Source organism: Paraburkholderia sp. SSBN10T (assembly GCF_056619545.1).
Genome location: NZ_JBWQQI010000023.1, coordinates 1 through 19,313 on the forward strand (window position 1 = coordinate 1; position 19,313 = coordinate 19,313).

At 59.3% G+C, this 19,313-nt stretch carries 16 protein-coding genes; 8 read left to right on the forward strand and 8 right to left on the reverse strand.

Annotated features, from left to right (window positions below; all coding sequences use genetic code 11):
- Positions 1 to 412 (forward strand): LysE family translocator (locus AC1ECK_RS28585; RefSeq protein ID WP_480325212.1); only part of this gene is annotated, 412 nt, incomplete at its 5' end.
- Positions 413 to 696: 284 nt separating this feature from the next.
- Here the strand turns inward: AC1ECK_RS28585 and AC1ECK_RS28590 are convergent.
- The 5 genes from AC1ECK_RS28590 to AC1ECK_RS28610 form a co-directional block, all read right to left on the reverse strand.
- Positions 697 to 1,113, reverse strand: a complete 417-nt coding sequence (locus AC1ECK_RS28590; protein WP_480325214.1) for a transposase — start codon at positions 1,111 to 1,113, stop codon at positions 697 to 699.
- Positions 1,114 to 1,158: 45 nt separating this feature from the next.
- Complete coding sequence (locus tag AC1ECK_RS28595) at positions 1,159 to 2,553, reverse strand: class II 3-deoxy-7-phosphoheptulonate synthase (RefSeq protein WP_480325216.1); 1,395 nt, start codon at positions 2,551 to 2,553, stop codon at positions 1,159 to 1,161.
- On the reverse strand, positions 2,543 to 2,776 hold the full coding sequence (locus tag AC1ECK_RS28600; protein WP_480325217.1) for a hypothetical protein: 234 nt from the start codon (positions 2,774 to 2,776) through the stop codon (positions 2,543 to 2,545). Before AC1ECK_RS28600 ends, AC1ECK_RS28595 begins: the two co-directional genes overlap by 11 nt.
- A 140-nt stretch (positions 2,777 to 2,916) precedes the next feature.
- Complete coding sequence (locus AC1ECK_RS28605) at positions 2,917 to 3,927, reverse strand: EthD domain-containing protein (RefSeq protein WP_480325219.1); 1,011 nt, start codon at positions 3,925 to 3,927, stop codon at positions 2,917 to 2,919.
- A gap of 414 nt (positions 3,928 to 4,341) precedes the next feature.
- Positions 4,342 to 4,854, reverse strand: a complete 513-nt coding sequence (locus tag AC1ECK_RS28610) for a hypothetical protein (protein ID WP_480325221.1) — start codon at positions 4,852 to 4,854, stop codon at positions 4,342 to 4,344.
- A 132-nt stretch (positions 4,855 to 4,986) separates the two neighbouring features.
- On the opposite strand from AC1ECK_RS28610, the gene AC1ECK_RS28615 reads away from it, so the two are divergent.
- The 7 genes from AC1ECK_RS28615 (at position 4,987) to AC1ECK_RS28645 (ending at position 13,204) form a co-directional block, all read left to right on the forward strand.
- Positions 4,987 to 5,892 carry a prephenate dehydrogenase gene (locus AC1ECK_RS28615; protein ID WP_480325223.1) on the forward strand — a complete coding sequence of 302 codons (906 nt, stop codon included), beginning with the start codon at positions 4,987 to 4,989 and terminating at the stop codon, positions 5,890 to 5,892.
- A 251-nt stretch (positions 5,893 to 6,143) separates the two neighbouring features.
- Positions 6,144 to 6,521, forward strand: a complete 378-nt coding sequence (locus AC1ECK_RS28620; protein ID WP_480325225.1) for a MarR family winged helix-turn-helix transcriptional regulator — start codon at positions 6,144 to 6,146, stop codon at positions 6,519 to 6,521.
- A gap of 268 nt (positions 6,522 to 6,789) precedes the next feature.
- Positions 6,790 to 8,334, forward strand: a complete 1,545-nt coding sequence (locus AC1ECK_RS28625) for an acyl-CoA carboxylase subunit beta (protein ID WP_480325227.1) — start codon at positions 6,790 to 6,792, stop codon at positions 8,332 to 8,334.
- Positions 8,335 to 8,346: 12 nt separating this feature from the next.
- Positions 8,347 to 9,573, forward strand: a complete 1,227-nt coding sequence (locus AC1ECK_RS28630) for a hydroxymethylglutaryl-CoA reductase (RefSeq protein WP_480325229.1) — start codon at positions 8,347 to 8,349, stop codon at positions 9,571 to 9,573.
- Complete coding sequence (locus AC1ECK_RS28635; RefSeq protein WP_480325231.1) at positions 9,570 to 11,069, forward strand: acetyl-CoA carboxylase biotin carboxylase subunit; 1,500 nt, start codon at positions 9,570 to 9,572, stop codon at positions 11,067 to 11,069. Before AC1ECK_RS28630 ends, AC1ECK_RS28635 begins: the two co-directional genes overlap by 4 nt.
- 67 nt (positions 11,070 to 11,136) lie before the next feature.
- Positions 11,137 to 11,712 carry an acyl-CoA carboxylase biotin carboxyl carrier protein subunit gene (locus AC1ECK_RS28640; RefSeq protein WP_480325233.1) on the forward strand — a complete coding sequence of 192 codons (576 nt, stop codon included), beginning with the start codon at positions 11,137 to 11,139 and terminating at the stop codon, positions 11,710 to 11,712.
- Positions 11,713 to 11,803: 91 nt separating this feature from the next.
- A complete protein-coding gene (locus tag AC1ECK_RS28645) occupies positions 11,804 to 13,204 on the forward strand; it encodes an MmgE/PrpD family protein (RefSeq protein WP_480325235.1) in 1,401 nt (466 codons plus the stop codon).
- 96 nt (positions 13,205 to 13,300) lie between these two features.
- Here AC1ECK_RS28645 and AC1ECK_RS28650 read toward each other — a convergent pair whose 3' ends face one another.
- From AC1ECK_RS28650 to AC1ECK_RS28660, 3 genes are all read right to left on the reverse strand, one after another.
- On the reverse strand, positions 13,301 to 16,855 hold the full coding sequence (locus AC1ECK_RS28650) for an indolepyruvate ferredoxin oxidoreductase family protein (RefSeq protein ID WP_480325237.1): 3,555 nt from the start codon (positions 16,853 to 16,855) through the stop codon (positions 13,301 to 13,303).
- Positions 16,856 to 16,969: 114 nt separating this feature from the next.
- On the reverse strand, positions 16,970 to 17,212 hold the full coding sequence (locus AC1ECK_RS28655) for a DUF2783 domain-containing protein (RefSeq protein WP_480325239.1): 243 nt from the start codon (positions 17,210 to 17,212) through the stop codon (positions 16,970 to 16,972).
- Positions 17,209 to 18,957: an FAD-dependent monooxygenase gene (locus tag AC1ECK_RS28660; protein ID WP_480325241.1), complete on the reverse strand. Its 1,749-nt coding sequence runs from the start codon at positions 18,955 to 18,957 to the stop codon at positions 17,209 to 17,211. Before AC1ECK_RS28660 ends, AC1ECK_RS28655 begins: the two co-directional genes overlap by 4 nt.
- Between the last annotated feature and the right edge of the window lie 356 nt (positions 18,958 to 19,313).

Genomic DNA, 19,313 nt, shown 5'->3' on the forward strand with positions numbered 1-19,313 from the left:
CCTCGTCCGATTCGCTGGCGCAACCTACCTGCTCTATCTTGCGTGGAAGACCTTTCGCGCGCCCCCGATCCAGACTACACCGGCAGGAAGCGAAGCCCGTTTTCCCGTTGGAACGATTTTCAGGCAGGGGCTGCTAACCAATCTGCTCAATCCGAAGATGGCGTTATTCGTCCTTGCACTGTTCCCGCAATTTGTGCGTCCGCAAGATGGGGCCGTGGCCTTTCAGATCTTGACGCTCGCGACAGTGCTCAACTTCATCGGTCTGATCGTGAACGGCGTCGTCATACTTTCCGCCAGTCAACTTAGCCGGCGGTGGGCTAGCCGACGCCGTCAGTCGCGGGCCCCTCAATATCTGCTTGCGTCAGTTTTCGCCGGATTGGCAGCGAAACTTGCTATCGCGAGCCGCAATTGAACACTGGAAAGTAAAGCGTGCTTCGTTGCGGTACCAAACAAGAATGGTCGACGATCCAGGCGGCTCAATTGAATGTCCCGAGTTGGCCGAACCCGGAAGTTCGGCCAGCGCCCGTCAGTCACCTGCCCTATCTCGACGCGAACTTCCCTTGTCGGCCGAGGCCGTGTAAAAACACAACGCTCGATCAGGCAAGAACGTGTCCGCCGACGCGCGCTCGCGTGGCGCCGATTTTCCCGAGATTGATCTGGTTTGACCGCTTCAAGAAGCGAAGCAGGCAAGTTGGGTCAGGTACTCGCCATCTTCATCGCCTGCATTGCCTTGCCGAACCCCAGAATCCTGATGACTCGCTTGATGTTGTACGCCAGCACGTGCAAGCTCATTTCGGTTGCGACCCGACCGAGCCCGCGAGTCTGGAAGTGAGTGGAGCCCATCCAGTGCTTAAGCGTGCCGAACACGTGCTCGACCGTGCGACGCCGAATCGTCATCGCATCACCGGTCTTCGCGAAGGACAGATCGTCGCACTCCTGCGCGATCTCGGCGTCGACCTCAAATGGGAAGGCCCCTACCCAGACAAGGCATTTGCTAGGCCGGGACGCGCGTAGGTGAAGAAAGACACCGGGACGATTCGACCGATAACTGACACCGACGCGAACACCGGACCGACACCTGTATATGCGTCCACCGTAGCGTCCCAGAGACAACGAGCCTGACGCCTATTGGCGTGACGCGTCAGAAGACCCCGCTCCTCACGACGACGAAACTGCTGTGTCTGCCTTGAGGCTTTCGCGCGAATCATTCCTAGCAGAGAGTTTTTCTGACACGAGGAATGCCAGTTCCAGTGCTTGTGTACCGTTCAAACGGGGATCACAATGTGTGTGGTAGCGTTCGCCAAGCTGATCATCACGGATTTGCTGTCCTCCACCAGTACATTCCGTCACGTCAGCTCCCGTCATCTCGAGGTGCAAACCACCCGCGTGCGTGCCTTCTGCCTGATGCACGTCGAAGAACTGTTCGACCTCGCGCAAGATACTTTCAAAGCGGCGGGTCTTGTACCCAGACGCCGACTTGATCGTGTTAGCGTGCATCGGATCAATCGACCATATGACTTCGCGGCCTTCTTTCCGCGTCATACGCACCAGGCGTGGCAGTAGGTCAGGCAACGTGTCCGCACCCATCCGGGCAATGAGAGTCAGCCGACCGGGCTCGTTATCAGGATTGAGGACATCAATTAGCCTCAGCAGATCATCAGACTGCATCGTCGGCCCGCACTTCAGCCCTATGGGATTAGCGATTCCCTTGATGAATTCGACATGTGCGTCGTCGGCACCGCGTGTCCGTTCGCCGATCCATAGCATGTGCGCAGAACAGTCGTACCAGTCGCCCGTCAACGAATCCTGTCTGGTCAGTGCTTCTTCATAATGCAACAGCAATGCATCGTGGCTCGTGTAAAGATCCGTTTCGCGAAGCGATTGCACTGCATCCGGCGAAACGCCGCAAGCGTTCATAAAGATGAGCGCCTGCTCAATCCGACAGGCTATCTTCCGATACTGGCAACCTTGCGGCGCGGAAGCCACGAAACCTGCATTCCACTTCTGCACATTGCGCAGGTCTGCGAAGCCGCCATGACTCAGCGCACGAAGCAGATTGAGTGTCGTCGCGGCCTGGTAATACGCTTTCAGCACACGCTCCGGATCAGGGCGTCGTGCTGCTTCGGTAAATTCAATGCCGTTAATGATGTCGCCGCGATAGCTTGGCAAGGTGACGCCGTCGATCGTTTCATCGGGCGAACTGCGCGGCTTGGCGAACTGCCCCGCGACACGGCCTACCTTCACGACGGGCACGCCTGTGCTAAAGGCAAGCACAGTCGACATCTGCAGAAATACCCGTAGCAGGTCGCGCACCGCAGTGGGATGAAATTCCGCAAACGACTCCGCGCAATCGCCACCCTGGAGCAGAAAAGCGTTGCCCCGTGCAACCTCCGAGAGTTGCGTCTTGAGGTGGCGAATCTCCGACGCTAGAACAAGCGGCGGCAATTGCCGCAACCGCTCTTCCGACTCCGCCAGCTCGCCGGGATCCGGATAGTTCGGCACCTGATGAATCGTTCGCCCTCGCCAGGAGGAAGGAGACCAGTCACCCTCCATGGCGATCACCTTGTTGCTCGCCCAGATCGGGCCACTGCTGCACCACTTCACCCGGCTTGCCGGGGAACTGTGGTTCACCGCTCTGCGCTCGTTCAGCCGCACGTAAATCGGTGTTGGTGACGTTGGCTCGCACGCCGGTCAATACATCGTAATCGTAGTGATCCACAATGAAGCTCCGAGAAGTATTAACAATGCGCCCGCAGACCACGTCTGCGGGATCCATGTCTCACTCCGACCGCCTCTCTCGACCGCATTGCAATTGGCGAATATATTGGTCTTATTCTGACGTCTTACACCAGAAACCATAGACCGGCACAACAACGACACGGACCGCCCACAGTAACGGCGCAATGGGTTAGCTGATCAAGACCGCGTCGCGATTTCCGGGAAGATCTGGTTGACGACCTGATATGAGAGGCCCGTCCAATACTCGCCGCCACCTTCCGTGAGGATCTCCGCCTCTTCCTGGGCCAGACGCACAACATCCAGGTCGAGAAGGAAATCCTCCAGATCGTTGATCGATGCAAACGCGAGGATCGAGACGCCATCGATCATGTGCCCGACCGGATGAAAAAACGGCTGCCCCGGTCCTGTCGGACCGATGTTATGCAACTGAACGTAGCGCCTCACGTAACGGCTCGTCGCCGGCTTCTGGAGCACCCGTTTTGCGTATTGATTCAGCCAGGCGTCATGAAACTCAGTCCGCGAGAGATTTTTTCTCCGCCTGGCAACCTTGATAAGGAGGAGCGAATCGCGCTGCGTTTCACTCGGGATGATGATGTGTTGCTGGGCCAGCACCGGACACAACTCTCGGAAAATCGCCTGGTCCTCGGGCATGATCTTCGCCGCGATATCAGGCTGGCTGAAGACAGCCTTTATCCCGTCAGCATTTTCGAAGCTTAGATAAGCAATGCCGTCCCACTGCGGACGCTGATATTCCGGAATATGCCCAATGACGGTATCAAACAATTTCCCCTTTGCATCAACAGGAGCCTGGTATGGCAGCGGATAGGCACTTGACGGACCCGCTGCCAGCCGGTGTATCTGGTCGTAACGGAGCAAATGCTGAATACCATTCTCTTCCGGTGGTTGTGCGTAAATGAATCGGGGGCCATGTACCTTTCGCCAGTACTCGGTCCATTTCTCAAATGCGATATTGGGATTATTTTCAAAGGCGTTGGGTGTCGTCGCGGGATCCTTGATCAATTCCCCTTTTTCGTCGAGCAGCAAATTCGGATCCCTGCGGCGTTCGCTCAACGGCGCATTGTCCGCTCGCGACAAAAGCGTACAGACAACCGTGAGCGGCGTGGCATACGAACGGAACGACGTTAGGTAGGGCGGACGAAACTGGTTTTCAGCGGAAATGTTGGACACGACGCACTCCTATTCTACGTGATGGGTTAATTGCGTTGCCGGCATTCAAACGTTCGGTGGAGGATCAACCTCTTCACTGTGGACTACTAACCACGTGGCATAAACGCGGCCTTTTTAGCCTCTCTCAGGTTCTATGGCACCTAAATGCCTCGCCGCCAGCATTTCCGGCCATCGCACCAGGCGGCAATCAAACAACTTTCAACGATGCCGCCCGTAGCATGCTGCCTACCGGCAGCGTAGCTCCACCCATCCAGCATAGTGGGAACCTGGGCACGAACTGGAGCGAGCAAATCGATTCTGAACCATAAGAATCTCATACGAATAGATCTCATGCAACCTAATTTGTGATCTGCCTGATTGGGTGACGTAGAGCAGTGGGCAGCCCAAGCAATGGCTGCGGCCCCACCAGATGCGTCATCGAGAGAGTGCGATAGGCGACCAGAATATCTCGTCGGCGGTTACATCGAGCCCGGGATCGGCCTGACTCGACGGATAAACGACTGCTTTCGCAGATCCAGATAGCGCGGTCGATCCGTCGGGCAGCGACGCTCTTCCACTGAAGCGGATGACATCGCCCTTTAGCCCGAAGTGTGGTTCGACGGCACTTACCTTCCATTCGAGCAGGCAAGTAGCGCCTACTGGAATCTCGGCCTGGAAGTCGATTGCGAGCGACAGGAGAACGTCGATTTCACGCTCAGCCATGAACATCAGGAGCACCCCGGACAACACCGAGGTTAACATCGCCTGCCCAGCAAAACGGTGCGTCAATCCGACGCCCGCTCCGTCGAGCGCTGTGGGGTACGCGTCGGCATCAACCGGCATAGTCTGGCTAGGCGTATCACTCAAGGCGATCCGTCGAGCGCGCGCTTCGCCAATCAAAAAACGGGCGTGATCCATTGCATCTCCCGAAGGGAAAGACTTGAACATTGACACGGCTCGATCGGCTCACACATGGTGAGCCGTGCAATTCTACATCTCATGATCATTAATCGTTCGCGATGTATAATTGCCAAATGCAGCCGTGTCAACGAAAAAATTCATCTTCCAGGAGGTGGTCAAATGGGAAGCTTTTCGGCTAGGCAGATCGGCGTCGTCGGCATGGGCCTGCTAGGCAGTTCCGTCGCCCGGGCGGTCAGGGAGCGTCATCCCGGCGTAGCGCTCACGGCGTTTGATGATTGTTCTGAGGTGCGGCAGCGCGCGGTCGCTTTGGAGCTATGCGACGACGTGCCCGACACTCTCGCCGGACTTTCGAGCGCCGATTTCGTTGTCGTTTGCGTACCCGCCAAAGCCGTCCCTTCGGTCGTTGAGCAGCTTGCGCGAAACAACCCCACAGCAATTGTCTCGGACGTTGCTTCGACGAAGCTATTCGTGGTGAACGCCTTGGCGGATACCCTCGCTTCCGGCTTCGCATTCGTGCCCGCCCACCCGATGGCGGGCGGCGAGAAAGGTGGACTGGATGCCGGCCGCGCCGATCTGTTCGAGCGGAAGAACTGCCTGCTCACGCCGTCTTCGGCGACGCCTGCTCGCGCAGTGGCGATCGTAGAAGCATTCTGGCAGTCGCTCGGCGCGATCCCGCGATGCGTCGATCCGGCCACGCACGACCATCTGGTCGCGCTGACCTCACACCTACCCCATCTGATCGCGTTTGCTCTCGTCGACAGCCTAAGCCACGCCCCGGTCGAATGTGGCTGCGACGACCTGACCTCGTTTCTCGGACGCAGCATCGGTGAACAGATACGTCTCGCGTCATCGGAGCCCACTGTTTGGGCAAATATTTTCCAAACCAATTCGATGGAATTGCTGGTTCAGTTGGAGCGCTTCCAGCGCAGGTTGACGGATTGGCGTACGCTGATCGCAGATGCACCGGAAAGTTTGCTCGAGCGGCTGGGGGAAACGACACGGATGGCACGTGCATTCAACGTGGCGGCGCGCCGTCTCGATGATGCAAAAAGCGCGTCAACCTAGTACATTCCAGTAGCCAACCGATGATAACGTCGTTGAAATGTGTGCTACATTTTAAAAATTGCGTTTCTTTTGCACTCAAGAGCGAGATCGGGCATTGACTTACATGGCCCGCGCCTGCCAACGCGGACGGAAGAATGTACGTGCTTGCAAGCACCCGAGAGCCGTTCCTTATAGATGTCAATTTAATGTCTTCCAGTTTGCTATCCCTCGCTGAGGATACTTTTTGCCTGCGCCTTCAGCGCGCAGCTCGCATGTGGCGCAAAGTCGCGGATGTCGAACTAAGCAAGCTCAATCTCTCTGAAGCGACATCCACTCCACTGTGGCTCATCTATAAGCTCGGCGAAGGTCTTCGGCAGCGCACGCTTGCCGAGCACCTCGGTCTTGAAGGCCATTCGTTGGTCCGATTGCTCGACCAGTTGGAGCAAGCAGGGCTTGTCGTACGTCGCGACGATTTGTCGGACCGCCGGGCCAAAATGCTCTATCTGACCGAAGCAGGTCGTCAAGTTGGCGAACAGATCGACACAATGGTCAAGGGCATCAAAAGCAAGCTTTTGCACGGCGTTCCAGCCGATCAGCTAGCGCTCGTTGATTCTGTGCTGAGCACCATCGTTGCCTCCGCCGAAGACTAGCGATAGTACGGCGGCGCGCGCCGTTATCCTACCTCCCCCTTCCCGCTGCTGCTAGCCAAATCAGCGGCCGTCCGCTTTCGCCCCCAGCGATGTCCGGATTGTGTGTCGCCGGCGACATCACCACTCCCTTTGGCCAATGCTTGTGAATACTGTCCATTGCGAATAGATCGCACATGATTTATTCTCGTCACTGGGCTGCTTCATTAACTTGGCTTCTCCCTTCCCAGAGCTCTGTCTGTCGCTCGCCGCTGCCTTGAGTGAAAGACAGTTGCACATCGAACCACGTCTACGGAGCGATTCGATGAGTGATGTTTCCCGAATTCACGATCGCTCTCTCGAGCAGCAGGACCTTTACACCGCCCCTCTCGGCGGCCCTATTCAGCGCATTGCGGAACTGTTGGACCCAGGCTCGTTCCACGAACTCGATGCCCTGGCAGAGCATGATTGCACGCGCTTCGGCGCGGCGGATCGCAAGCAGCCGGGCGACGGCATTGTCACTGGGCACGGCACAATCGATCAACGTCCCGTCCTGGTCTATGCGCATGACAGCGGTTTTCTCGGCGGAAGTTCCAGCCGTACTCACGCCCTCAAGATCGGCAAGGTGCTTGATCTTGCCTTGCGCATCGGTGTTCCTGTCATCGCGCTCAACCATTCGTCGGGCTTACGCATCCATGAGGGTGTCGATGCCGACTCGCAGTTCAGCCACGTGTTCCACAAGACTGTGCGCGCCTCGGGCGTCGTCCCGCAAATTTCGCTGATCCTGGGCGATTGCGTCGGCGGGGCCGCCTATACGCCTGCCTTGACCGACTTCGTAGTGATGGTCGATCAAGCGTCCGCGCTCTTTCTGACGGGCCCTGCTGTGATCCGCCGCGCGACAGGCGAGGAAGTCACGAAGGAAGATATCGGCGGCGGGTATTTGCACGCGGCCGAGACTGGCCTTGCGCATTTTCTCGTCGAATCGGCGGACGAGGCCTTGGCGCTCACCCGTGACCTGCTCTCCTATTTACCGCAGAACAACGCCTCGCGGGTACCTCCCGCGCGAGGGTCGGCGACCTTGCCGCGCTTGCTATCCGAGCTCGACGATATCATCCCAGCCGACAAAACGGAGCCGTTCGATGTGTGCCGCGTGATCGAAATGCTCGTCGACAAGGACTCGTTTCTCGAAGTGCATCATCTGTATGCGCAGAATATCGTGGTCGGATTCGCGCGCCTCGGCGGCCAGAGTATCGGTATCGTCGCGAACCAGTCGGCGTGGCTCGCTGGCTGTCTCGACATTCGCGCCTCAGAGAAGGCAGCCCGTTTTGTCCGCACCTGCGACGCTTTCGGCATCCCGATACTGACGCTTCTCGATGTGCCGGGCTATCTCCCAGGCAAACAACAGGAACGCCTGAACGTGATCGGCTCGGGCGCCAAGCTCATGCACGCCTACTGCGAAGCGGTGGTACCGAAGATTGCTGTCGTGTTGCGCAAGGCTTATGGCGGAGCCTACCCGACGCTCGCGAACCGGTCCGCGACGGACCTGATCTACGCGCTGCCTACCGCCGAGATTTCAGTGATGGGACCTGAGGCGGCCGTAAACGTGATTTTCCGCAAGGAACTCGCCGCTGCGCAGGACCCAGCAGTGCGGCGCGACGAGTTGATCGACGAATACCGCAACGCGCACGCAAGCGCACGTTACTCAGCAAGCCGCACATATATTGAGGGACTTGTAGAGGCCAGCAGTCTGCGCAATACAGTGATGGCGAGTTTCAGCCTGCTGCGCGACAAGGTTCCGGTGCCACCGGTGCGCCGCCATTCGAACATCCAGCTATAGAGGAAAATCGGCATGAGCATTCCGAGAGACGCGCAGGACGACTACAGTCCCGACCAGATCGAGGCGCGCCTGCGCTGGGTAGAAGCACGGACGGGCAGTACCTATCCCTTTCTCGGTGGCACGCCGGTCCCCCCCGAAGCGGTAAAGGGCACATGCGAAAACTTCACAGGTTTTGTCGGGATTCCAGTAGGAATTGCGGGACCGCTGAAGATTAACGGCACGCATGCGCGCGGTGACTTCGTCGTTCCACTTGCGACCACCGAAGGCGCTCTCGTCGCATCTTTTTCGCGCGGCATGAGCCTCATTTCCGGCAGCGGTGGCTGCACGACGATTCTGCTTGATAACGCGTTACCCAACAGCAGCCAGCCGGCCTATCGCTTCCTGGGTGACGCACTCACCAAGATCTCAGCGATCGTGCTGCGGTCGCCCGAAGTGGCGCTTGCTTTCGACGCGTGGCTGCGTCAGCACATGCCAAAGATCATCGAAGCGGCCAACTCCACCAGCCGCCACGCCCGGCTACTCGAAGTAAGTCCGCTTTTGCAAGGTGATCTTGTGGGTCTGGCCTTCTCGTACGAGACGGGCAACGCAATGGGCCTCAACATGGCGACGAAAGCAAACGAGGCAGCTTGCCGCTTCATCGCGAGCGAATGCCCGCAGTTCGTCGAAGGCTATTTCAATACGCTTGGCGGTGACAAGCGTTATGTCGCCGATCAGGCGAAAGGTCGCTATGTCGCGGCCAGTGTGCGCCTTCCAGCCGAACTGATCCAGAGCCGTTTGCGTACGACACCTGCGCGTATGCGGCGTTTCTTGCATGCGTGCAATGCTTTGCTTGCGCAACGCGGCGCGACGGCGCCCAACATTCACGTCGCAAATGCACTGACGGCACTCTTCATCGCGTGCGGCCAAGATCCGGCATTTGTGACGGTGTCGTTCAAGAACGCCTGCACTAGCTTCGATGTTCTCGAAAACGGAGACCTGCTCGCGTCGGTCACGTTACCGAACCTTATTGTCGGGGTGGTGGGGGGTGGCACACGCCTGCCCGCCCAGCGCGAATGTCTGCAAATGCTCGGCTGCGAAGATGACGTCCTTAAATTTGCGGAAATCGCAGCGGCAGTTGCGCTGGCCGGAGAAATTTCCGTGGCGGGCGCCGTGAGCGCGGGCGAGTTCACCCGTGCCCATACCGAACTCGGACGGGGCATTCAGCGCCCCGCGCAGGTCGGATCGGAGGTTGCGACATGAACATCCGGCGTGTGCTGCTGTGCTGCCGCGGCGAGATTGCCTTACGCTTCATTCGCACGTGCCGGTCAATGGGAATCGAGACGATCGCGCTCTTCACAGAGGAAGACAAACATGCCACCTTCGTACTGGCCGCCGATTCAGCGCTTCGCATCGACAGCTGGCATCCGGCTTCACTGATTGACACTGTCATAAACGCAACACGGGTGCTCGAAGCCGACGCCGTCGCGCCGGGATACGGACCGCTCGCGGAAAACGCTCATTTTGCGGCGGCCTGCTCCGCGCACCACCTGGTTTTCGTCGGGCCGCACGTCGATGCAATCCGCTGCACGGGCGATAAGATCGCCGCGCGGTCTGCCGCGCAACGAGCGGGCGTGCCGGTCGTGTCAGGCGCAACCGTCACTGGTGACGCGGAGGCGGCCGCAGGGTCCGCGGCTGGTCTCGGCTTCCCCATCCTGATCAAGGCAGCCCTCGGGGGCGGCGGACGTGGCATCAGGGTCGTAGCGGGCCCAGAGCAGTTCGAATCTGCATTTGACGAAGTCAAACACGAGGCACAACTCGCGTTCGGCAGCAATGAAGTCTATCTGGAGCGCTTTCTCGGCGAGAGCGTGCGACACATTGAGGTGCAGATACTGGCCGACCGACACGGCCACCATCTTCACCTCGGAACGCGCGAATGCAGCGTGCAAAGACGGCGCCAGAAGATTGTCGAGGAGGCGCCGGCACCATCGCTTTCCGATACCTTGCGCGTCCGGCTACACGAAGCCGCGCTGGCGGTGGCAAGGGAAGTCGGCTACGACAGCGCGGGCACCGTCGAATTTCTCGTGGATCCGGATGAGCAGTTCTATTTCATCGAAATGAACGCGCGGATTCAGGTTGAGCATCCAGTCAGCGAATCGATTACAGGCATTGACATCGTCGAACAGATGCTACGTTCGGCCGCTGGCGACTCGCTCGGATTCTCTCAGCAGGACGTGCATTTTCACGGGTGCGCACTCGAGTTTCGCGTGTGTTCGGAAGACGCCCACGCCGACTTCTTGCCGACAGGCGGTGTCGTCACGCACTACCGCGTACCGGAAGGGCCGGGCGTTCGAATCGATGCCGGCGTACATGCCGGCGCACAGCAGTCCGGCCGTTTCGACAGTCTTTGCCTCAAGCTGATTGTGGATGGTGTGACGAGGGAGGCCGCGCTGCGACGCGCCCAGGAAGCGTTGGGAGAATTGACCATCGCAGGCTTCAGCACGAATTTGCCGTTTCACCGCTGGCTGTTAGCGCATCCTCCGTTCCAGCAAGGTCGCTACGATCTGTCGGTGACGCGCGACTTTCCGTTCGCTCACGGCGTGCCATCCGGCACGGCACGCTTACTGCACGTACTTGCAGCGGTGGCGGCGCATCTCAACGCTGTGCCGACCGCGCCCGCGTGCGAGCCTGCCGCCGACGCATCCTCACTATCGCCCTGGATGATCCAGAATGGCCAGCCGCAATGGCGGCTATCGTGAGATCCCGCGCAAGCTTGGACCGCATCCGGTCCGCGTTGCTGAACCGAAAACGCAAGGAGCGTCCCGAATGAACATCTCGCCACCTCGCACTCTGTACACCGGGACCTTGATCGGTGCGGCGGAAGAGGGACCTTCCGCCAGGATCGAGGTGCAAACCATCGAAGCCGATACCTACCGCGCCACGTTCGACGACGGACATACGGTCCTGCTTCATCTGAAGCGTCACGAATCCTTGGCCGGCGGCGTTGTCCGACTCATCGCCGAGGTAGACGGTACGCGCCACGAAATCCTGCTGACGCGCACAACGCCGTCGAACCTCGTGCTTGACTATGCAGGCGTTCATCGCAACCTCGCCCCGCGAGGCACGGCGCGCGGATCGAAGGGACCAGGAAGAAGGAGTGCGGGCAAATCCGCGCAAGGCGCGATCACGGCGCCTATGCCTGCTCGCGTTGCTGAGATCCTGGTCGGTGCATCGGATCTCGTCGAAGAAGGCGCGCCACTGCTCCGCCTCGAAGCAATGAAGATGGTGATAACTTTGCCGTCGCCAAGCCGCTGCCGCATCGAGGCAGTGCACGTTGTAGAGGCAAAGAATGTAGAGGCCGGCGATCTGCTGATTAGCCTCGCCGACGCCGATCCCGCCTAGTTGCACCGCCGCCGCGGCCCGCAGTTGTACCACTTGGCGACGTCGACCGGGCCCTTACGTCAATCGCATCATCGACCTTAACGGAGTTGCTGTGAGTCTCGAATCCGATATCACGCAGTATTGCGACAGCCTGAAGTTTTCATCCCTCGATCCGGCCGCGATCGAGCTCGCGAAGCACTCGCTGATCGACATCATTGGCGTATCGCTCGCCGGTTCGCGCGATGCGGAGGTCAATCTCCTTGCGGGTGTCATCGAGAATTGGGGCGGACTGCCCGAATCGCGCGTTATTGGTCGTACAAGCCGGTTGCCTGCGCCATCGGCGGCCCTTCTCAATGGTGCAGCGGCCCGATCTCTGGATTTCGACGACGTAGCCGACCCGCTCGGCACGCATCCGAGCGTCGCCATCTTTCCTGCTCTGCTCGCCGTCGCCGAGCTTCGCGCAAACGAAATCGACCATCAGGCGTTCCTGACCGCTTACATCGCCGGGCTCGATCTCTCGATCCGCCTGTCGCGAGCACGCCGTGAAACGCTGCTAGAAAGCGGTCGTTACGATCTGTGCAAGGTCATTGCTGCGACGGCCGCAGCGGGCATTCTTTACGGCCTGAAAGGCGGGCAGTTGCACAATGCGATGGGTATCGCCTACACCTCTGCACTTGGGGAAACACAATGCATGATCGACGGTGCACCGACCGTCTTTTACCAACAGGGGCTCGTTGCCGCCAACGCAGTCAAAGCGGTCATCCTTGCGTCGCACGGCTTCACCGGTGCGAAGGACTTCCTGACGGGCCGCTGGGGCTACTACTCAGCATTCGAGCCTGGCTCGGCAATCGAGACAATCAGTGAAGGACTCGGCGAGGTGTTCGCCAACGTCGACGGAGTGGCTTTCAAACCCTTCCCGACCTGTCGGCCGAATACGTCGGCCGTCGCGCTGGCGCTCGAATTGACGAAGGGCGAACGGTTCAGCGCCGCACAAATTGAACGCGTCGACATCCAGACCAACAAGCAGATCTACGATCTTGTGAGCGCACCGGTCGAGCGTAAGCAGGCGCCCACGAGCGTGGTCGATGCACGCTTCAGCATTGCCTATAACGTGGCTACAGCGCTTGCCACAGGCGACCTCTTCATCGGCGACTTCACGGATACAGCGATCCGCCGCCCCGATATCATTGCATTAAGCCGCAAGATTTTTCCCCGTACCGATTCCGATTGCGAACGGAGTGAGCTCGGGACCCACGGCAAGATCAAGGTTACGATCGAGTTTGTTGGCGGACGGATTGAGACGGGAGAGGTATCGTATGCAAAGGGCAATCCGAAGAATCCAATGACGCTCGGCGAACTGATCGCCAAGTTCGACAAGTGCGTCGCGTACTCGCGCCTCGAGTACGCATCGCAAGGCCGCGCACCAATCGTCGAGTGGATCCTCGACCGGTCAAGTCAGAATCCCGCGTATCAGCAACTGGCAGCCGTGCTGCACGCACCCTCTGCGCGGTAAGACCGACGGTCGTCGGCCTGTTCGTCACGCCGGCGCTCACGATGTATAAGCCGGCGAAACGGATCCGACGCACCCGTCCTCGGCACCTCCACGCGCTTACTCCACCGCTTCCGCGTTCTTGGCATACTCCTCGTGCGCCACAACCCGAATCACCCGCCGCTCCTCGTGTTCGCTCAGCATTCGTTCGATCAGGTCCGTTTGCCGTTTCTGAGCCGCCGCGATTGACCGCTTCTTGATGTGGCCATACCCTCGAATCGAATCGGGCACCTTCGCCCAAGCAACGAAATGAGGGAGCTTCTCGCGCGTCAGGCGCGGCAACAAGCTGAGCAAGGTCGCCTCGTATTCCTGAGCGAGACGGCGCTCCTCGCGCCGTTCGCTCGTCCAGCCAAATGGATCAAACGGCGTGTGGCGCAACACTCGGGCCGCCGCAAGAATGCGGAACAGAGGAAGAATGATCCATCCGCCGAGGGCCAGCTTGCGAGGCGCGGGCTCTCTACCTTTCCTGAAGCCGTCGAGCAATGGAGGCGCAAGATGAAACGTTATTTTCGCGCGCCCAACGAATCGCTCGCGCAGATCCTTCAGGAATGTCCCCGACGTATAAAGACGCGCTACCTCATACTCATCCTTGTACGCCATTAGCTTGAACAGATTGCGTGCAACTGCCTCAGCCAACGTCGTGTCGTCGACCGCCTCCCCGGCTGCGCGCGCGCGCTCAACCACTTGCCGATAGCGCAGTGCGTAACGCCCGTTTTGGTACTGCGCGAGAAATGCGCTTCGAATGTCGACCAGTTGCCCGATGGTCTCCTGCCGATGCTGAGGATCGACGGTATGGCGTAGCGATTCCGTCGATCGCACAGCAGCAGGCGTAGGGTTGAGATAGCCCACGACAAAATCCGGATCGGCTGCCCATAAGCGGCCCCAGGCAATTGCGAGATTCCTGGCAGTCAAGTTTCCGCCCTGCAAATCCAACGCCTTCTGCATTGCTGTCAGAGACACCGGTATGGCGCCGCGTTGCCACGCATAGCCGAGCAACAGCATGTTGGCCTGCATCGGGTCCAGTAACTCGGTAGCCAATTGTTGCGCATCGATTGTGTGATAGCGCTGCTCACCCACGTGCGTCTTGATGAGAGCCTGGATCGCATCCGCTTCGATGCGCAGATCGACATCGCGCAGCATTGCCCCGGTTTGCGTCTGCCCCGTATTGGCAACGACAAGCGTCCGGTCGCGCCTAAGCGTAGCCAGCGCATCGTCTTCGGTTGCTACCACAAGATCGGCAATCAGCAAGACATCGGCGCCGCCGCGATCAATTCGATGCTGGTGCAGCGAGTCCGGGTGACCCGCGATCCGGATATGGCTCAGTACCGCGCCACCTTTTTGCGCGAAGCCCGTAAAGTCGAGAACGCTGACCGCGCGACCATCCAGGTGAGCAGCCATTGCAATCGTCCCGGCCACCGTGACTACACCCGTTCCGCCAACACCGGTGAGCAAAATCTCAAAAGGCGAGTCGAGCGAGCGCTGCACCTGCGGCAGTGCGAGAGCCTCTGCGCGCGCCAGTACCTGATTGTTTTCGGCGTCTGCAGGCTGGCGCTTGCGCGGCGTGCCGGTTATCGTAACAAAGCTGGGACAAAAGCCCTTTACACAGGACAGGTCGGTGTTGCACGAGTGCGTATCGATGCTACGCTTCGCGCCGAAAGGCGTCTCGACCGGCACAACGGACAGACAGTTAGATTTGACCTGACAATCGCCACACCCCTCGCACACAGCCTCGTTGATCGAGATCTGCGTCTTTACCAGAGGCGGCGGCTGCCGCTTCTTCCTGCGCCTCGCTTCGGTCGCGCAAACCTGATCGAAAATCAGAACGCTTACGCCGCGTGTCTCGCGCAATTGCCGCTGGACATGGTCGAACTGGTCGCGGTGATAGAGTTCGACACCCCCAGGTAGGCTATCGCGTGCCTTGTAGCGTTCGAGATCGTCGGCCACAACCACTACGCGTTGTGCGCCTTCACTTCTTACGAGTTCGACCGCCTTCCTGACGCTGAGCCTGCCATCAACCGGCTGGCCGCCCGTCATCGCCACCGCATCGTTGTACAACAGTTTGTAGGTGATTGTCGCACCCGCCGCGATGGCCTGCCGGATCGCCAGGTAGCCCGAGTGAAAGAAAGTCCCGTCGCCGATGTTCTGGAAGATGTGTTGTCTCTCGACGAACGGGGCCTGTCCCAGCCAGTCGACGCCCTCCCCCCCCATTTGCACGCTGCCACTCGTCGCTCGCTCGGGCATACGTGCTGCCATTGCATGGCAGCCGATGCCCAGGCGCGCCTCGCTACCATCTGGTACACGCGTCGACGTATTGTGTGGACAACCGGAGCACAGATACGGCGTGCGCTTCACCCAGTTCACGGCACGCGCCGCAGACACCTCGGTCCAAGGTTGCGGAACGTGCAGTGGCAGATGAAGCGCGGCCAGTTGACGCTCAAGCAATTGCGCGATTCGCGAGGGGCGCAGCTCTTCCTGCTCCGAGATGATCGACAAGCCTTGTTCATCCGTTTTCCCGATGATCGTCGCCCGCCGGTCGTGCCGCAAATTATAGAGGCTCTGCTTGAGTTGATCCTCGACGACCGGTTGCTTCTCCTCAATAACAAGGACCTTGGCTGCCCGCTTTGCCCAAGCTTCCAGAAGGGGCGACAGCGGATAGACCAGATTGATCTTCAGCAGCGCAATGCCCGCCTGTTCAAGCTGATCGAGCGACACTCCGCCTTGCTGGAGCGCCTCGCGCACATCGCGATAGGCCTTGCCGATAGCGCCGATCACGAGCATGGGGCGTGCCGGTGTTGTAACGGCTTCATCGAGCGGATTGGCACGAATGAACGCGCGTGCCGCATCCAGCTTGTAACGATGACGACGCTCTATCTGCATGCCCGGCAGATCGGGCCAGCGCCAGTGCAAACCGTCCGGGCCCTGATCGACCGACGGAAGCTTGAATTCGGGAAGCGCGGACGTTTGCAACGATGTCGAGCCTTCGACGGTATCGGTAATCGCCTTGAAGCCAACCCACAGGCCCGATGCGCGCGACAGCGCCCAACCCCAAAGCCCGCACCGTTCGTAATCCGCGAGCCCGGCGGGATGAATGACAGGCAGCCCCCAGGCAATGAGCGTGCGATCCGACTGATGGGACATCGACGATGACACACACCCGTGATCGTCGCCCGTGACGACGAGCACGCCGCCGTGGGGGGACGAGCCGTATGCGTTGCCGTGCTTGAGCGCGTCGCCCGAGCGGTCCACCCCAGGGCCTTTACCGTACCACATGCCGAATACGCCGTCGTAGAGCTTCGCTGCATCGGTCTCGACCCGCTGCGTGCCGATCAACGCCGTGGCGGCCAGGTCCTCGTTGATTGCGGGTTGAAACCGGATACTCGATTGCGCGAGCAATTCCTTGACGCGCCATAGCTCATGATCAAGGCCGCCAAGCGGCGAACCTCGGTAGCCAGTCACGAACCCTGCGGTATTTAGGCCAGCGGCCCGATCGGCACACGCCTGCGCCAGCATCAATCGCACCAGCGCCTGTTGGCCGCTCAGGAAGATGCGCCCGGGGGGTTCGTCGATTCCGCGACGATAACGGGAGTCATTTCGATATTCGGAATCTATGGACATGGCTACGCGCTCTCATTCACGGGTGATCAGAGCCGCTCGCGATATGCGGCCGCTTCGTTTCAGGCAACATCCATTCATTTCAAATTCGCATGACTTATTAATATTTATCTGCGACTACGGGACTGGAGAATTAAGTCCGCTGCGGGCGATGGCGATCGCTTCTCGCACAATCTCTGGGTTCGCGATGTGATGAATCAGCACGAGGACGAGCTGAGCGTGAAACAAATGTCCCTGCCGTGCATCGAGATCTCGACACGCGTCGGAAAGCATCGAAAAGTAAGCATCCGGGTCAGATAGCGCCGGGACGAAGGGATTTTCGCTCGGGGCTGGGTTGCTCCTACGTTCGTCGCCATTCATGACTGCACCTCCTCGAGCGTGGCCAGATCGGAGAATTCGAGGATTTGCTGCAAGAGCCTTCGCAGTACGTGCGAATCCACACGATCGAATGCAGCGAGCACGTGCTGATCGGGCCGCAGCAGCAACGCATTACCCCGTATCAAACCGTAGCGCGCCGCCACGATCCCTTCGTGATCCCAGAGCACGACTTTGTTCGGGCCGCCGCAATCCAAGGTTGGCCGGTCCGCCGATATCATCACCACGTTGAGCGGATGAGCGAATGCAGCCGGATCGAATTCCGCCCCGGCGGCATGCGAAGGCGCGTCATAGATCAGCAGCGTGTATCCATCGCCGCCGAGGTGGCGAAGCAGCCAGTCGTGCGTCCCGCGGTACGTTACCGGAGCGTCAATCGCAGGCGAGCCCGGTTTTAGCGCGACCGGATGCTCAACCGCCGCAGTGAATTGCCCCACGCCAGTCAAGACAGCCGGACGCGACAGCCGCCCGGAATTAACCAGTGCGCGTCCGAACGGCGTGGTGCGTGCAAGCGTGAGCGCTGCCTCCCGCAATAGCTCGACGGACGGACTTTCGGGCGAAATGAAGCGCGCGCTGCGAGTGGAATTGAGAATGTTTTCATCCGCGGCGAATACGCGTTCGTCGCTGTACGAATTGATCAGCGATGTGGGCGCGCCGTGGCGAAGAATCGCCGCGAGACGCCAGCCGAGATTGTCCACATCCTGCAGACCGCCATTGCCGCCCCGGCCGCCGAACGGGCTCACCTCGTGTGCACTGTCACCCGCGAACACGACGCGCGAATGAACGAATCTCTCCAGACGGCGGCATCGGAACGTGTAGACGCTCAGCCAGTCGATCCTGAACTTCAGATCGTCACCAAACATCGCACGCAGTCGCTTCTCCACGCGCTCAGGTTGCCGCTCGAGCGCGGGATCCGCCTCCGTACCAAGTTGGAAATCGACGCGCCAGAGATTGTCTGGCTGCTTGTGCAGTAGCACCGAGTGATTTGGATGAAATGGCGGGTCGAACCAGAAGCGCCGCTCAGCGGGGAAGGTCGAATCCTTCATCTCGATGTCCACGATCAGGAAGCGATCGGGAAACATTTGCCCGATGAACGGCAGGTCGAGCACCTTTCTTACGATCGAGCGGGCCCCGTCGCAAGCCACCAGCCAGTCGCAATGCAAACGGTACGTTCCATCCGGCGTTTCGACTCCGACAGTTGCGCCTTCGGCGTGCTGCTCCACCTGCGCCACGCTGTTTCGAGCGCGCAGTTCAACGAGACCACTTGCCGCGCACGCCTGCGCTAGCCACTCTTCGATATACGACTGCTGGATATTGATGAACGCGGGCCATTCAAACCCCGGCTCCGGCTGGAAATCGAAGGAGAACACCTCATGGTCTTTCTGGAACACGCGGCCAACTTTCCAGTTCACACCTTTTTCCAGAAGACAGGGACCGAGCCCCATACGTGCAAGGATTTCCAGGCTGCGCTGCGCGAAAACGATAGCGCGCGAGCCCTCGATCGGCGCGTCGCGCGCCTCGAGCACCACGCTCGCAACTCCCCTTTGTGCCAAGTCTAAAGCCAGCGTGAGCCCGATCAGGCCTGCACCGACGATGACGACAGGCACGCGCCGAGGCCCGACAAAATCCAGGTCCACGGGCCGGACGTATGAAAAACGGGGCGGAAGATGCATTCGCTGGCACTCCATAAATGCCACTGTGGCGAACAATCGTGGCGACTCGGTTTGTTCCAATTTCGCTGCGATGCAGCACAATATTAGATCGCATGCGTTCAATTGGCAAATTCATTTGTAGCATCGAAATGTTCATGCCAACGAAATATTTCGCCGATCTATGCGTAATGAATCGTTAATAACTAGACCAATTGGCGATTGATTCCAACATCTAAGAGCTACGACCACATCCAACTCGGCGAGCATCACAAAAATATATCTCATGAGATATAATTATATGCGATCATATTACGTCACTCTCTCGGTGGCGAATGTCGTGCGAGGTGCCCCATGTGGTTTTTCCGAAAGTTGCCGACTGGCCGAACAGGAAATAGGCATCGCGCGACGCCATATCGTTGGCCTTCCTCGCTTCATTG